Source organism: Bradyrhizobium sp. i1.15.2 (assembly GCF_040548425.1).
In the GTDB taxonomy this organism is placed as follows: Bacteria; Pseudomonadota; Alphaproteobacteria; order Rhizobiales; family Xanthobacteraceae; genus Bradyrhizobium; species Bradyrhizobium canariense.
The window spans coordinates 138,271-151,471 of sequence record NZ_JBEPRQ010000013.1 but is presented as its reverse complement, the minus strand read 5'-3'; the positions used below and the strand labels follow the sequence as shown (position 1 = coordinate 151,471).

Annotated in this window: 16 protein-coding genes and 1 pseudogene; 11 read left to right on the top strand and 6 right to left on the bottom strand. The window is 61.4% G+C overall.

Features of this window, described 5'->3' with window-relative positions; translation table 11 throughout:
* Window positions 1-6: 6 nt before the first annotated feature.
* From ABIB80_RS23305 to ligD, 3 genes are all read right to left on the bottom strand, one after another.
* Complete coding sequence (locus tag ABIB80_RS23305) at window positions 7-420, bottom strand: hypothetical protein (protein WP_354128503.1); 414 nt, start codon at window positions 418-420, stop codon at window positions 7-9.
* A gap of 259 nt (window positions 421-679) precedes the next feature.
* Window positions 680-850, bottom strand: a complete 171-nt coding sequence (locus tag ABIB80_RS23300) for a hypothetical protein (RefSeq protein WP_007601541.1) — start codon at window positions 848-850, stop codon at window positions 680-682.
* Complete coding sequence (ligD, locus tag ABIB80_RS23295) at window positions 850-1,773, bottom strand: non-homologous end-joining DNA ligase (protein WP_354128502.1); 924 nt, start codon at window positions 1,771-1,773, stop codon at window positions 850-852. Before ligD ends, ABIB80_RS23300 begins: the two co-directional genes overlap by 1 nt.
* A gap of 133 nt (window positions 1,774-1,906) precedes the next feature.
* Here ligD and ABIB80_RS23290 point away from each other — a divergent pair, with 133 nt between their 5' ends.
* The 5 genes from ABIB80_RS23290 to ABIB80_RS23270 all read left to right on the top strand — a co-directional run bounded on the left by ABIB80_RS23290 (window position 1,907) and on the right by ABIB80_RS23270 (window position 4,143).
* Complete coding sequence (locus ABIB80_RS23290; RefSeq protein ID WP_354128501.1) at window positions 1,907-2,092, top strand: DUF3606 domain-containing protein; 186 nt, start codon at window positions 1,907-1,909, stop codon at window positions 2,090-2,092.
* 502 nt (window positions 2,093-2,594) lie between these two features.
* Window positions 2,595-2,834, top strand: coding sequence for a DUF6894 family protein (locus ABIB80_RS23285; RefSeq protein ID WP_219682430.1), 240 nt, complete (start codon window positions 2,595-2,597; stop codon window positions 2,832-2,834).
* A 10-nt stretch (window positions 2,835-2,844) separates the two neighbouring features.
* Window positions 2,845-3,198: a hypothetical protein gene (locus tag ABIB80_RS23280; RefSeq protein ID WP_245286016.1), complete on the top strand. Its 354-nt coding sequence runs from the start codon at window positions 2,845-2,847 to the stop codon at window positions 3,196-3,198.
* 246 nt (window positions 3,199-3,444) lie between these two features.
* On the top strand, window positions 3,445-3,651 hold the full coding sequence (locus ABIB80_RS23275; protein WP_354128500.1) for a GDCCVxC domain-containing (seleno)protein: 207 nt from the start codon (window positions 3,445-3,447) through the stop codon (window positions 3,649-3,651).
* A gap of 144 nt (window positions 3,652-3,795) precedes the next feature.
* Window positions 3,796-4,143: a hypothetical protein gene (locus tag ABIB80_RS23270; RefSeq protein ID WP_219682393.1), complete on the top strand. Its 348-nt coding sequence runs from the start codon at window positions 3,796-3,798 to the stop codon at window positions 4,141-4,143.
* Between the two features lie 257 nt (window positions 4,144-4,400).
* On the opposite strand, the gene ABIB80_RS23265 is transcribed toward ABIB80_RS23270, so the two are convergent.
* Window positions 4,401-5,933: an FAD-dependent monooxygenase gene (locus ABIB80_RS23265; RefSeq protein ID WP_354128499.1), complete on the bottom strand. Its 1,533-nt coding sequence runs from the start codon at window positions 5,931-5,933 to the stop codon at window positions 4,401-4,403.
* 125 nt (window positions 5,934-6,058) lie between these two features.
* Window positions 6,059-6,529 (bottom strand): hypothetical protein, encoded by a 471-nt coding sequence (locus tag ABIB80_RS23260; protein WP_246648903.1) that lies wholly within the window; start codon window positions 6,527-6,529, stop codon window positions 6,059-6,061.
* A 331-nt stretch (window positions 6,530-6,860) separates the two neighbouring features.
* On the opposite strand from ABIB80_RS23260, the gene ABIB80_RS23255 reads away from it, so the two are divergent.
* From ABIB80_RS23255 to ABIB80_RS23235, 5 genes and pseudogenes are all read left to right on the top strand, one after another.
* Window positions 6,861-7,160, top strand: coding sequence for a hypothetical protein (locus tag ABIB80_RS23255; RefSeq protein WP_219682395.1), 300 nt, complete (start codon window positions 6,861-6,863; stop codon window positions 7,158-7,160).
* A 62-nt stretch (window positions 7,161-7,222) separates the two neighbouring features.
* Window positions 7,223-7,651, top strand: a pseudogene (locus ABIB80_RS23250) (GNAT family N-acetyltransferase).
* A gap of 238 nt (window positions 7,652-7,889) precedes the next feature.
* Window positions 7,890-9,158, top strand: a complete 1,269-nt coding sequence (locus ABIB80_RS23245) for a CaiB/BaiF CoA transferase family protein (protein ID WP_219682432.1) — start codon at window positions 7,890-7,892, stop codon at window positions 9,156-9,158.
* Window positions 9,159-9,265: 107 nt separating this feature from the next.
* On the top strand, window positions 9,266-10,495 hold the full coding sequence (locus ABIB80_RS23240) for an acyl-CoA dehydrogenase family protein (protein WP_354128498.1): 1,230 nt from the start codon (window positions 9,266-9,268) through the stop codon (window positions 10,493-10,495).
* A gap of 9 nt (window positions 10,496-10,504) precedes the next feature.
* On the top strand, window positions 10,505-11,050 hold the full coding sequence (locus tag ABIB80_RS23235; RefSeq protein ID WP_085384642.1) for a flavin reductase family protein: 546 nt from the start codon (window positions 10,505-10,507) through the stop codon (window positions 11,048-11,050).
* Between the two features lie 25 nt (window positions 11,051-11,075).
* Here ABIB80_RS23235 and ABIB80_RS23230 read toward each other — a convergent pair whose 3' ends face one another.
* Window positions 11,076-12,047: an NAD(P)-dependent oxidoreductase gene (locus tag ABIB80_RS23230; RefSeq protein WP_354128523.1), complete on the bottom strand. Its 972-nt coding sequence runs from the start codon at window positions 12,045-12,047 to the stop codon at window positions 11,076-11,078.
* 131 nt (window positions 12,048-12,178) lie between these two features.
* Between ABIB80_RS23230 and ABIB80_RS23225 the strand changes: the two genes are divergently transcribed.
* The gene (locus ABIB80_RS23225) at window positions 12,179-13,162 is read left to right on the top strand and encodes an ABC transporter substrate-binding protein (RefSeq protein ID WP_007601560.1); all 984 of its coding nucleotides are present in this window, start codon (window positions 12,179-12,181) and stop codon (window positions 13,160-13,162) included.
* The last annotated feature ends 39 nt before the right edge of the window (window positions 13,163-13,201 follow it).

Sequence of the window (13,201 nt, the reverse complement as noted above, 5' to 3'; positions counted from 1 at the left end):
TTGTCCTTAGCGCTCGCCGGGCCACCAATACGACGCAGGATTAGTAGCAGAGATTTTCGTTGGCCGCAGCGCCACGAGAGCGCTCTTCTTGTAAGGATAACCTCGCACTTGCGAACAGTCCTTGCAGCGCATGTAGCGTTCGAGTTCATGCACCGGCGTTGTCTTCACACGCCGGACGATATCGAGCGCCACGGTTTGGTTGGTGTCGCATCCAAGGCATCGCACTTCGAGGTAGAGGAAGCCCGCGTTGATGGCGTCTCCGATCGTCGGCGATGGCTGCGCCGGGCCCTTATAGCCAAGCATCCGATAGTTCCAGGCCGCGCAAGCCAGTTTGTCGGCCTCCTTGCGCGCCTCCTTGGCGCGCTCGGCCGAAATCTTGATTTGAGTGCCGTAGAGATGTTGGCGGGACTTGGTGGTCATGGGCGATCAAAGCCACGTGCCGGCTAAGCTGGCAAATTATCGATGGGTAGTAGGCGAAAAGTTGGACGAACCACTGCCTGTCGTGGCTGTGGAAAACCTCCGGCGGCATCAGTGCTGCGTCGGCTCTTCCTCGACCGGTTCGCCGTGTTGGTGCTCGAGCGCTTCTCCGAGATCGCGGCAGTCGAAGCGTTCGCCGCAGGTCGGACAAATCATGAAGTGTTCTTCCTCGCTCCTGGGCTGCCAACCCTCTGTGCGGAATTTAAATCTCATAGTGCGCCTCCGCTTCTTTTGCTGCGGCATTCACCTTAGAGCGATCTCGCCGTTCATCCGGCGAAAGCTGCAGCACTGCCTCATGCAGCCAGACCGGAATGGTTTGCGGATCATCAAGGGATTTCTCGGCCCATATCCACCATCGATCGAACGCATCCATCACAGATCCTCTCTCAAGCCCTTAAAGAAGGGATGCCGGACCTTCCCCTCCGCCGACTTGGCGCGATACTCGATTTCCGCAAGCAGCTTCGGCTCGACCCAGATGCCCTTGTGCGCGATCCGCTTGGCGTAAGGCTGCGTCTTGCGAATGAGCGGCTTCAATAGTCTTTGCAGTTCTGCGGCAGATGTCTTGTCGAATCCGTGGTCGACCTTGCCCGCATAAACAAGATCATCTCCCCTATGGCGCCCGAGATAGATGCCGTCCCATTTGCCTTCGTCGAGTGCGAAGCCGGCGATGGTTAGCGTCTCTCGCTGCGCGCAAGTTGTCTTGACCCAGTTGTTGCCGCGGCCGCTGTTGTAGATGCTGTCGCGAACCTTTGAGACCACGCCCTCTAGCCCGACCTTGCAGGCGTGCGCGAACATCTCGCGTCCTTCGATCTCGAAGCTCTCGCTGAACTGCACGTCGGTGCCGGCGATGATCTTCTTCAGCTCGGCCTTGCGCTGAAACAGCGGCAGACCGCGAAGGTCTCGCGAATTCAGATAAAGCAGGTCGAATGCGACGAGCACGATCTTGGACGATGTGCCCTTCAGCTCGTTTTGAAGGACGGAAAAATCGGTGCTGCCATCGGCAGCAGGGACGACGACCTCGCCGTCGATGACCGCCGATCCCGCCTTGATGTGCCAGGCGTCGTCGGCGACTTTCTTGAAGCGTTTGGTCCAGTCGTGACCGCGACGGGTGTAGACGGTGACGGCCTCGTTGGCCAAATGAAGCTGCACCCGATAGCCGTCGAATTTGATTTCGTGAATCCACCTCTCTCCGGTTGGTACGCGGTCCACCGTCGATGCCAAGGCCGGTTCGATGAAGCCGGGGAAGGGCGCTTTCACCCCGAGCGCCCCCGGCTTACGCTGACGCTGCAACGCCACTGACAAACTCCACGCAACGAACACGTTGTTTCGAATCTTTCTGGCCGGATTCGTTCCGACGACGGGCGCGACCTTGAAGGGCGTTGGGAACCCATTGAATCCTCTTGCGTTTCAGAGATGCAAGGAGAGCAACATGGCTAAAGCGAAGAAGCAGCCAACTCGCGGTCGCAAGCAGGACCGCGCGCCCGTTGCGGGTGGGCAGAAATACGAAGTTGGCTACGAGGCAAAGAAGACCGGCCGCTCGGCTTCTGCCGTCAAGAAGGCGGTCAAGAAGGTGGGTAGCAGCCGGAAGAAGGTGGAGCGTAAGCTGGGGCGCTGATAGTTTTGCGTTAGCCCACAGGTTTGTGGCGAGCCGGTCGCGTGAGCGGCCGGCTTTCTTGCGCTCCGTGTTTTGCTCTTCGCTATTTGAGTGCAGCCGGGAACCAGCTGGCCTGAACGTCCATTAATAACCTGGATGGTCCGATTTAGGGGATTTGGCCATGGGCATCGAGCGAATGCACTCCCCGAAGTATTGGCTCATACGGGCTGAGGAGTTTCACACCAAGGCCGACAACTGCGAACACGTGGAGGCGAGAGCCACGCTTCGCCAGGTTGCCAAGAACTATGAAGCGATAGCCAGGCGAGCGCAGCAAATTCTCACTGCCACCGAGAGGGACCAGCGCCACCGTCAGCAAGCTCCCCGGGTGGCACAAGAATACGCCGACGACCAGCGCGAGAACCGTCTCGATCCATCCCGAGCCGTAGCTGGGCCGTCATAGTCGTTTTCTTGGGGGTGTTCTAATTTTGGTAGGAACATCAAGCGCGACCGCGCCTTGACCACCATGCCCCACTACTACTTCGACACGCGCGACAACGACAGGTTCGTTCCTGACGAGATCGGGGTCGAAATCGCCACCTTAGCGAATGTGAAGTGTGCGGCCTCCGAGGCAATGGCAGACTTCGCCAAGGACGTGCTGCCGGGCTCGGTAGTTCGTACCCTCTCAATCGAGGTGCGGGACGGCTGCGGACCTGTGCTTAGGGTGGTGCTCCGCTTTGAGATTGTGCACGCCGCTGTTCATTGAGACCGCGCCAGTGGAACGCCTGTTCGGCCAAGCACCGACATCGGCAATGACGCGCTGCAAAAAACGACAGTATGGTTGGCTGTTTATTTCGAGCGACACCGCAACGCAGTTCGCTGTATGGTCCCGTCCCGTTTTTCCCACAGCGGATTTGATCACCATGCACTCCATCCAAGGTACGCATATTGCCGCAATCTTCAAACTAGCGACCCAGCAGCTCGAAGCACTTCGCATCCACCCAGAGATCCAAAAGGAATATTCCGAAATTCTCGTTTTGAGAGAGAAGATAAAACTGGCGACCGATCTGAAGAAGGCTCGCCGGCAGCTCCTTCTCGGTGCCCCCCGCGCGCTTGAAGGAGGTGGATGAGGCTCCAAGGACCGAAGATTTTTGATCTAGGTCAAAGTCGCATGGCGCGGGGGCGGTTCGTATGATGCCGTGAGTGATAAGCCGCCGGAAAAGCCAGAAGTGATGCCCCGCGAGAGCGACGAGGCCCGGTGGCGCATCATCGAAGATTATGCCGCGGACCTCCGCGAATTGATCAGGAAGCTGCGCCACAAGTTGGAGGGAGCGGACGTTCCTCGGTCCAGAGCACCGCGCACGGTAACATCTCGGATGATCTTAAACTCTACCATCACGTGCCCGAAGTGCGGTCACGCTGCTACCGAGGTCATGCCGACCGACGCCTGCCAGTTCTTCTATGACTGCAAAGGCTGCGGCGAGCGCCTGAAGCCGCTCTCTGGCGACTGCTGCGTGTTCTGCTCCTTCGGCACCGTTCGCTGTCCGCCGGTTCAAGAGACCGGCAGGTGCTGCTGTAGCTAGCTGCCTTGAAGGAGTGCGGCTGCCGCGCCTGAATCGTCGGGCAAAACACTGGCAGAATAGCATCATTGAAGATCAGCCCGCGCGGAGCAATCCGCCGCGGGCTTTGTATTTGCGGAGACTCGTTATTTAACAAACGGATTTCAAATGCCCAAATTTAGGAGAAGGACCGAGCCGCATCTTCCTGTTGCTCAGCATGTGCCCAGTGAAGGTTTCGGGGCACCAACGCTGGCCGATATCGAAACCCTGGCACGCGCCAAGACCGAAGCCGCACTCAACGTGCTTGCTGCCATCATGTTTAGAGAGACAGCGAATGCTTTTGCGCGGGTGGCCGCCGCAAACGCTATTCCCGATCGTGGGTGGGGCAAGCCGGTGCAGCCCTTGGCTACGGACGCACGGCCGCGCGAATTGCGGCAACGGATCGAACGCATCATCGTACATCCGGATCATTCATCGATAGTCAACGATGAGACCAGCGAACCCGAGGCTTCGTAGGCTTCGCATCGTCTTGTCTCCAGGCGAGGAAATTGCAATGGAAACACGGTCGCCATCGACTCCACCGGAGTCCAGAAATATGCATCCACAGCAAGAGAACGCGGCTCTGATCGGTTTACCCCGATGGATGCGCGACGCGCTATCTCATCAGCCGGCCCCGACGCCACCGCAGCAAGCCGGCAGCGTCGATGAGCCTGCGCACGGTGAACGCGCGAATATTCGAATCTTGAGCCGCGTTCCTTCGCGCCCGACCTGAACTAGTCTGCAGCCGGTCCGAACCATCTCGTGATCGCGTCCGCAAATCCATGTTGGCTCTCATCTCCCACCCAGGCCACGTGCCCGTCGGGCCGCACCAGCACGGCGCCGGGTGCTGCGAATTGTCCGATCGCCGGAAGCTGCCACGGTCCCTCGCACTCGGCCTCGATGCGATCGACGCGATCTGCCCAGGGCGCGATGTCGAGGCCGCCTGCCTCGCCGAAATCGAGCAGCAAGCCGCGCGCGCCGTGCAGCAGCGTGAACAATCGCAGCGGCAGCCCGTCGACCGTCAGATCGAGGTCGGGCATGCGCCGCCCAAGCAGCGCGTGTCCTTGGCCGAGATCATAGTGCACGTCGAGCCCGCTCATCATCGCGCCAAAACGCTGGCGCGGCGCGTCCATCGCGAGCAGCTCGGACACGACCTCGCGCGCGGCCTTGAGGCCGTCCTCGCTGCGGCGGAGCAAGGCGATTTGCGCCATGGTGTTGCGCAAGGTCCGCGCGCCGACGGGATGGCGCTCGGCGTGGTAGGTGTCGAGCAGGCTGTCGGGCGACAGGCCCTTAACCATTTGCGCGAGCTTCCAGCCGAGATTGACGGCGTCCTGCAGGCCGGTGTTGAGGCCCTGGCCGCCGACGGAGTGATGGATATGCGCGGCATCGCCGGCGAGCAGCACGCGGCCTTTGCGGTAGGACACGGCCTGCCGTGCCGCATCGGTGAAACGGGAGATCCAGGCGGGATTGTGCAGGCCGAAATCGGTGCCGTAGACGGCGACGAGAGCGTCGCTGAGATCGCGGGGACCGGGCGCGCCGGTGCGATCGAGCGTCGCTTCCGTCACGACCACCAGCACGCGTCCGCTCTCGGTCTTGCTGAGGCCGTGGAATCCGAGCGCGTCGTGGCGCAGGCCCCATGCCGGCTCGTCTCGCATCTCGACTTCGGCCATGAGGTTGCTCAGCGTCGGATCGGAGCCCGCGAAGTCGATGCCGGCGTCCTTGCGCACCAGGCTGCGGCCGCCGTCGCAGCCGACCAGATAATTCGCGCGCAAGGCCTCGCCGCCGGAGAGCGTCACGTCGATGCCGGTCTCGTCCTGCGCAAAGCCCGTCACCTCGCGGTTTCGATAGATCGGCACCGCGAGCTCGCTGACCCAGTCTGCCAGGATGCGCTCGATGTGGCTCTGCCGCAGTGCGAGCCCGTAAGCGTGCCGGGTGGGGAGGTCGCTGATGTCGAGCCTGGTCCAGGCGAAGCCCGCGAGCTGGGTGATCTGTCCTTCGCGCAGGAAACGATCCGCGACGCCGCGCTGATCGAGGATCTCGATGCTGCGGGCGTGCAATCCGCCGGCGCGCGTGCCGACCAGTTCCTGATCGGCGCGTCGTTCGACCACGGCGACGTCGACATCCGCCAGGGCGAGCTCGGCGGCCAGCATCAGGCCGGTCGGTCCGCCACCGGCGATGACGACGGCATGGTCTGTCATCGCCGGATTGTTCGCGGTGGCCCGTTGTTCCCGGCTGCGCGACCGGGACGTCGGAAGCAATACGGACATGTCGTGACCCCTCGACTTGTTGGTTGGGCCGAGGGTTCTACGCGATCACCGGGGACTTGAAGCAAGCCCGTTGCGCACCACATATCAGAATGAGAGGAAGAGCCTCGTCATTCGGGCTCGCCGGCCTAATCGTCCTTCGAGAGATCGCCAGGCCTGGTGGGACAATCAATGGTTCCGCCCTCGCCGTGAACGAGATCGCGATCCCGGTCCTCGGTTTCGTCAGCGTCCGAGATGAGAGCCTCTTGCGTGTCGAGCTCCCCGTCGATGCGCGGCTTCTGGCCGGGCAAGTCTCGCGAGGTTTTCGGTGTCATGTTCAGCGTCATTGGTCGATCCTCCTGACCGGCTAACGCGGGCAGGGACGGTTCGTTCGTTGACACGTCGGGCGAAACGCCGGCAGCCTGACTGGAATTGGCTTCCCGAAGGTCTCCGTCGGGTTTAATTCGTAAAAATCGAAATGGAGCTTGACCCGTCGGGCAAAACACTGGCATAGTGGCATCGTCGAAAAGTTCGCAACGCCCGCGCGGGACAAAATCCGCCGCGGGTTTTTTCGTATCCCATTTTTTGGAATCGGACGGCGGCCCACGCATCACGGCCACGCATCGCTTGAAACGCGTTGAGGGAGCGCCGATCGGCGTGCCGCCGTCCGTACCATTGCTGGCCGTGCACGCGCGAACGTGCCGGCCCGCGGCGCTGGGCCAGTGCTCGCGCCCCTGCGGTCTCCGGGAGCGGAGATCGGGCATTGGTGGGAGCCGGACAAATTGATGGGCTATTGCGTCGCGCTTTAGTTCGCGAAACTCCTGGTCTGGGACAAGGTCCTCGGCTTTGGTTCCACGGACGCCTCGCGGGCTTTGCGGCGATCACGGCCAATCTGGTTGTCTCCTACTTCGCCAAGCGCGGCTTCGAGAACATTGAGAGGATCATCAAGCGGTGAAGATGGCAGATGACGAAGTCAGGGCGATCGTTGCCGAGACGCTGGCCGAGCAACACAGGCTTCAGCAAGCGAACATCGATGCCATCGTATTGCGGACAGTAGCATCGGTGCTGGCGTCTTTCGGAATAGACGATGACGATCGAAAAGAGCTAAGGGCGGATTTTCAGCACCTTCGCCGATGGCGAAGGAGCGTGGAGCAGGCGCAGAGCTACACGCTCAAGGCCGTGATTACGGTGATCGCCACCGGCCTGATGGGCGTGGTTGGGCTAAGCGTCAAGTTCGTGCTCGGCAAGTGAGCTTCAGCCGCGACGACATTGCTGCATTCCACTCGCGTCATCCTTCGCCAACGGACCGTCTCATGTACAAAATTCGCATTGTCGATGCATCCGACGACGACATCGCCGATACATTGGCCGACCTTCATCGGTTGACGTTCTTCGATGCGGCTCCCTTGCCACAATTCAAGTTAGGGGCGTGGTGGCTTGCCTATCACGGCGATGAGCCGGTAGCCTTCGCCGGTGTCGTGCCGTCAACGCACATCCGAAATGGCGGTTATTTCTCCAGGGTCGGTGTGTTGCAGCGGCACCGGGGGACGTGACCTCCAATGCAGGCTGATGCGGGTGATCGAGGCAAGGGCACGGCGTATTGGATGGGACAGCATCGTCTCGGATACGACGGACAATCCGGTGTCTGCCAATAACTTCATCCGGGGGGCTATCGGCTCTTCGAACCCCATGTGCCCTGGGCTTGGCCGCATACGCTTTACTGGCGAAAGCGGCTTCGCTGAACGAATGGAGCCAGGTTTCCCGTGGTGCGGAACGAGATTCACGCAACGTAAAAATGGTTCGCGCGAGATGAAGCGCAACACGGAACGTTCAAGGGCCCGGCAGCTTGACAGCTGCCGGGCCCTTATTGCGTATTGAAGCGATGCGGGCGAAGGACTTGCGAAGTCGGCGGTGCCGGGCTTTAAGTTTGCTCCTGCGGGAAATTCGGCAACCATAAGCCGATGTAAGGGAGCGCCGTCGATGCCCACCAAGCCTCAATTGCCGGAACGTTCGTCGCGGGCGACGGGCGCGCCTACCGCGCTCGATGGTCTGCTGGTCGTCGATTTCACGCGTGTGGTTGCCGGCCCGGCTTGTACGCAGACGCTTGCTGATTTCGGCGCGCACGTCATCAAGATCGAGAATCCAGACGGGGGCGATGACACGCGTGCGTATGAACACGCCGAGATCGGTGGGGAGAGTGCTGCCTATCTGAGCCTCAATCGCAACAAGCGTGGCATCGCGCTTGACCTTACCGTGCCGGAGGCTCGTGAGATCGCGCTGGATTTGATTCGCAAGGCCGACGTGGTCGTCGAGAACTTCTCCAGCGGGATCATGAAGAAATTTGGGCTGGACTATGAAAGTGTTGCGCCACTCAATCCGCGGCTAGTCTATTGCTCGATCTCCGCCTACGGGCGCACCGGACCGTTTGCCTCGCGTCCCGGCTTTGATCCGATCACGCAGGCGGAAAGCGGCTTCATGTCGCTCAACGGATTTGCTGATGGCCCGGCGGTTCGCACCGGCCCGCCGATCGTAGATATGGCGACGGGGATGTCTGCCTGCAACGCCATCCTGATGGCGCTGTTGGCGCGGGATCGGCTCGGTCGCGGCCAGCATGTCGAGGTCGCCCTGTTCGACGTCGCTATGGGCATGACCGGCTTCTATGGCATGGCCTATCTGATCAACGGCGAAAATCCCGGCCGGTTTGGCAATTCGCCGAGTGGCTCTCCTACCGTCGGCGTGTACGAGGCCTCCGATGGACCGCTTTACATGGCCTGCGCGAACGACCGGCTCTATCGTCGGCTGGTTGTTGAGGTGCTGAACCGGCCGGATCTGATCACCGATCCGCAGTTTGCCTCGCGCAAGGCGCGTTCCGAGAACAAGGAGCTTCTGCGGGCAGCCATCGCGGAGGTCTTCGCGAGCGATACTCTCGAAAACTGGATGACCAAGATGAAGCTGGCCAATATACCGGTCGGCTATCTGCGGACGGTCGAGGAGGGGTTCAATGCACCGGAGGCGCGAGAGCGCCATCGCTTGAACCGGATTCCACATCGTACGGCAGAGTGGATCCCGAACATCGAGCCGCCGATCAGTATGAGCTTGACGGGAGCGATCGATCCCGTGGCTGCCCCCTTGTTGGGCGAACATACTAACGACGTCCTGCGTGATACGCTCGGATACGACAATCTTCGGATCTCGGAGTTCAATCAAAAGGGGGCTTTTGGATCGGGCAAGCCATCGGAGCAGGTTTGAACCCAAGCAGGGCGTTCCCTTGGAACGTGCAAATCGCGCCCTAGCGCTGCATCTGCTTGATTTGGCGATGTTCCAGCCGCATAAATGCATGAAAGCGAGGGATACGAATGGCGCCTGGTCAAGAGCCGAGCGTGGGCCGGCCCGCGGCGGTGCAATCCGATGAACCTGCCCATGCGGCAATGATCGCGAAGGCCCGGGCGCTCGTCCCACGGCTGCGAGAGCGGGCGGCGCGGACGGAGGAGTTGCGGCATTTGCCGCCGGAAACTGAGCAGGATCTGCACGAGGCCGGCCTGTTCCGGATGCTTCAGCCGAAGCGCATTGGCGGCGCAGAACTCGATTATGTCGCCTTGATCGATTGCGCGGACCTGCTCGGACAAGCAGACGCCTCGGTGGCCTGGAATCTGGCCAATCTGGCGAGCCATCACTGGATGCTCGGCATGTTCGAGCCGACGGCGCAGGATCTGGTCTGGGCCCGTGATCCGGACGCGCTGATCGCGTCCTCGTTCATTTTTCCGGCCGGACGTGCCACGAGAGTCGAGGGCGGATACCGGCTCCATGGCAGCTGGCCGTTCTCCTCGGGCGTTGCCTCCTGTGCATGGAACATGCTTGCAAGCGTGGTCTACTCCGACGATGAGGCGGACGGCATCGAGTATCGGATATTTCTGCTGCCGAAAGCCGACTACAAGGTCCTCGACACCTGGAATGTCGCGGGACTGCGCGGGACAGGGTCTTGCGACGTGGAGGTCAGGGACGCTTACGTGCCCGACGATATGACGGTCGCGGTCGGCGATCTTGACGGTGGGCCGACTCCGGGAAGCAAGCTCAATCCCAACCCGCTGTATGCGCTCCCGGTATTCTCGCTGTTTCCCTACGTCCTGTCCGGCGTCGCGCTGGGAAACGCGCAGGCATGCCTCGACGATTATGCGGAGGTCGTCCGTCATCGCATTTCCACCTACAACCACGCCAGGCTGAGCGACTTTCAAAGCACCCAGATCAAGATCGCCGAGGCCTCGGCGAAGATCGACGCCGCACGCCTGATCATGCGCTCGGCCTGTCTGAATGCCATGGCGGATGCAAGGCGGGGTCATATCCCCGATATGGCGACCAAGACCAGATATCGGCGCGACGGCGCTTTTTCAGTAAACTTCTGCACGGATGCGGTGTCGATGCTGTTTGCCGCGAGCGGAGCACGGGGCCTGTTTACGACGGGCGCGTTGCAGCGGCAGTTCCGCGATGCGCACGCGATCAATTCGCATCTCGCGTTCAATTTCGATGCAGCCGGGACCAATTATGGACGCGTGGCGCTGGGGCTGCCGTCCGAGAATCTCACGCTGTGAGGCCGGCCGATGAATGATCTGCCGAAGCAGCCGGCCGTTCCCGATCCGGCCAACGAACTCGCGAGCGACAGCTCGCCGATCGATCCCCGCGATTTTCGCAGCGCGCTCGGCACCTACGCCACGGGGGTGACGATCATCACGGCCGCGGCGCCTGACGGCAAGCCCTATGGCCTGACCTGCAATTCGTTTGCCTCGGTCTCGCTGAATCCGCCGTTGGTTCTTTGGAGCCTGGTCGTCTATTCCTCTAGTCTGACCATCTTCCAGAACGCCAGTCATTTCACGGTCAACGTTCTTGGCGTTTCGCAACAGGCGCTTGCGAGCAAATTCGCCAAATCGTCTGATGACAAGTTCACCGGTGTCGAGTGGACGCCGGGCCTCGGCAACGCGCCGGTGCTCGCCGAGAGCGTGGCCAATTTTCAATGCCGCTCAGTCAATCGCTATTACGGCGGCGACCACGTGATCTTTCTCGGTGCAGTCGAGGCCTATACGTACAATACGAAGGAGCCGCTGCTCTTCGCGCGCGGCGCGTTCGGCCGATTTCTCGCCGACGGCTAGCGCAAGCAGTCACAGCAAGCGTGCTTCAGTTCGCGCTGGACGGTTCGGCGCGCCCTGCCGAAAGCTTGTAGATTTCGAGCGCATCCGCGTCCGCGCCTCGCGCGGCCTTGGCGAGCCTGAAAAGTTGTCCGGCGAGCGAGGCCATGGGCACCGGCGTCGACGTCGTCTGAGCGACGTCGGCGACGGTATCGAGGTCCTTGAGCATTGTCGCAATGTGACCAAGCGGCGGTGAGTGAATGCCCTGGGCCATCCGCGGCACGAACAGCTGCAACGGAATGGAGTCCGCGAAGCCCCCGGCGAGTGCTTCGGGCAACCGGTTGGCATCGATTCCGGCGTTCACGGCAAGGCGTGTTGCCTCCGCAAGAACAGCCATCGCGCATCCGACGATCACCTGGTTGCACAGCTTTGTCGTCTGCCCCGCGCCGGTCGGGCCCATATGGGTGAACCTGCGTGCCATGGCCAGCGCGTAGGGGCGGACCCGCTCGATGTCGCCGGCTTTTCCGCCGGCCATGATGGCAAGCGTGCCTTCCTCGGCGCCCTTGGTACCACCGGACACGGGCGCATCGATCCAGCCCGCGCCGTTCGCAGCTAACAATCGCGTTGCAAGGTCCCGTGCGGCATCAGGATGGATCGACGAGAAGTCGACCACGAGTTTGCCGGCGCCGGGCGCTGTTGAGATGCTCGCGGGCCCGAAGATCACCTCTTCCACGGCAGCCGCATCCGTCACGCACATGAAGACGATGTCCGAGCTCTCCATCAAGTCACGGGGGGTGGCTGCGCGCGTGGCACCGGCCTCGACGAGTGCGGCCATCTTCCCTTCCGAACGGTTCCAGACAGTGACCTGATGGCCGGCGTTGAGCAGGCGCCGGCTCATAGGTGTCCCCATCAGTCCAAGGCCGAGATAGCCGAGCCGCTCGACGCCTTGCGGGTTTGTCTTGCTCCCTTCAGCCATAGGTTGCCTCCATCTGTCGCTCCGCGACGCCGCGCGACGTTGCATTACCATACATGGTGTATCCCACGACGAAACCGCGCGGCCTGCATGGCTTGCTTGATTGTTTGAACCATGAAACATTTGCCGCGGTCGGGTTGGATGGCGCCGGTCGGCGCCTGGGCAGCGGAGTGGGCACGATGCGAACCGTTTCGAAGTGGATCCTGGCTTTGGGGGCGGCAGCGGCCGTGAGCGCGAGCGCGGGCCCGTCATGGGCGCAGCAGACAATTCGCGTCGGCTGGACGATTCCGGCCGAAGAATCCAAATACTGGATGATGCGCCGTCCGGCTGAGTTTCCCAACATCGGCAAGGCCTACAACATCGAATGGACCCAGTTTCAGGGCACCGCTCCGATGACGCAGGCCTTGGCGGCCGGCGCGCTGGATTGCGCGACCCAGGCGCCGCTGTCGCTCGCCAACGGCGTGGTTGGCGGCAACCTCAAGGCCTACATCGTGGCGCAGCATGTCTTCGAGAAGGCCGGTGGTTTCTCGGTCTACTGGGCTGTCATGGACGACTCCCCGATCAAGACGATCGCCGATCTCAAAGGCAAGACGGTCGGAATTTCCGTGATCGGCGGCGGCACCCAAGGCCCGTTCAATCTGTTGCTGAAGCAGAACGGCATCGATCCGGCCAAGGACATCAAGCTGGTCGAGGTCGGCTTTGCCGTCTCCGAAGATGCGTTGCGGCAGGGCCGCGTCGATGCGGTCAACATGAACCAGCCGTTTGCCGCGCGCGCGGAGGCGAAGGGCGGCACGCGCAAACTGTTCTCGCTGTCGCAGGCGATGCCGAACATCGTGCACATCCTGGAAGCCTGCCGTGCCGATTTCGTCGACAAGAATCCGGAATTGGTCAAGGCTTACGTGCGTGACATTACGTCTGGCATGAAGAAAGCACTGGCCAACCGCGAAGAGACGTTGAAGGTTGTCAACGAAGTCCTGAAGGCACCTATTCCGGTTCTCGAGACCTATCTGCTCAAGGACAATGATTTCGGCCGCGATCCGGGTGCGGCACCGAATTTCCCCGCGATCCAGAAGATGCTGGACATCTACGCGGAGACAGGGATGCTACCAAAATTGGATGTCGCGCAATTCAAGCATTCGACGATTGTCGCTCCGCTGCAATAGGCGATCGGGCGAATGAACCGAGCGAGAAGGTCGCGGCGT

Excerpts from the sequence above, each read along its gene's own strand:
- ABIB80_RS23305 (WP_354128503.1), bottom strand. The coding sequence starts at position 420 with ATGACCACCAAGTCCCGCCAACATCTCTACGGCACTCAAATCAAGATT.
- ABIB80_RS23290 (WP_354128501.1), top strand. The coding sequence starts at position 1,907 with ATGGCTAAAGCGAAGAAGCAGCCAACTCGCGGTCGCAAGCAGGACCGC.
- ABIB80_RS23240 (WP_354128498.1), top strand. The coding sequence starts at position 9,266 with ATGGCGCCTGGTCAAGAGCCGAGCGTGGGCCGGCCCGCGGCGGTGCAA.
- ABIB80_RS23225 (WP_007601560.1), top strand. The coding sequence starts at position 12,179 with ATGCGAACCGTTTCGAAGTGGATCCTGGCTTTGGGGGCGGCAGCGGCC.
- ABIB80_RS23300 (WP_007601541.1), bottom strand. The coding sequence starts at position 850 with ATGGATGCGTTCGATCGATGGTGGATATGGGCCGAGAAATCCCTTGAT.
- ABIB80_RS23245 (WP_219682432.1), top strand. The coding sequence starts at position 7,890 with ATGCCCACCAAGCCTCAATTGCCGGAACGTTCGTCGCGGGCGACGGGC.
- ABIB80_RS23285 (WP_219682430.1), top strand. The coding sequence starts at position 2,595 with ATGCCCCACTACTACTTCGACACGCGCGACAACGACAGGTTCGTTCCT.
- ABIB80_RS23275 (WP_354128500.1), top strand. The coding sequence starts at position 3,445 with ATGATCTTAAACTCTACCATCACGTGCCCGAAGTGCGGTCACGCTGCT.
- ABIB80_RS23270 (WP_219682393.1), top strand. The coding sequence starts at position 3,796 with ATGCCCAAATTTAGGAGAAGGACCGAGCCGCATCTTCCTGTTGCTCAG.
- ABIB80_RS23230 (WP_354128523.1), bottom strand. The coding sequence starts at position 12,047 with ATGCAACGTCGCGCGGCGTCGCGGAGCGACAGATGGAGGCAACCTATG.
- ABIB80_RS23265 (WP_354128499.1), bottom strand. The coding sequence starts at position 5,933 with ATGTCCGTATTGCTTCCGACGTCCCGGTCGCGCAGCCGGGAACAACGG.
- ABIB80_RS23235 (WP_085384642.1), top strand. The coding sequence starts at position 10,505 with ATGAATGATCTGCCGAAGCAGCCGGCCGTTCCCGATCCGGCCAACGAA.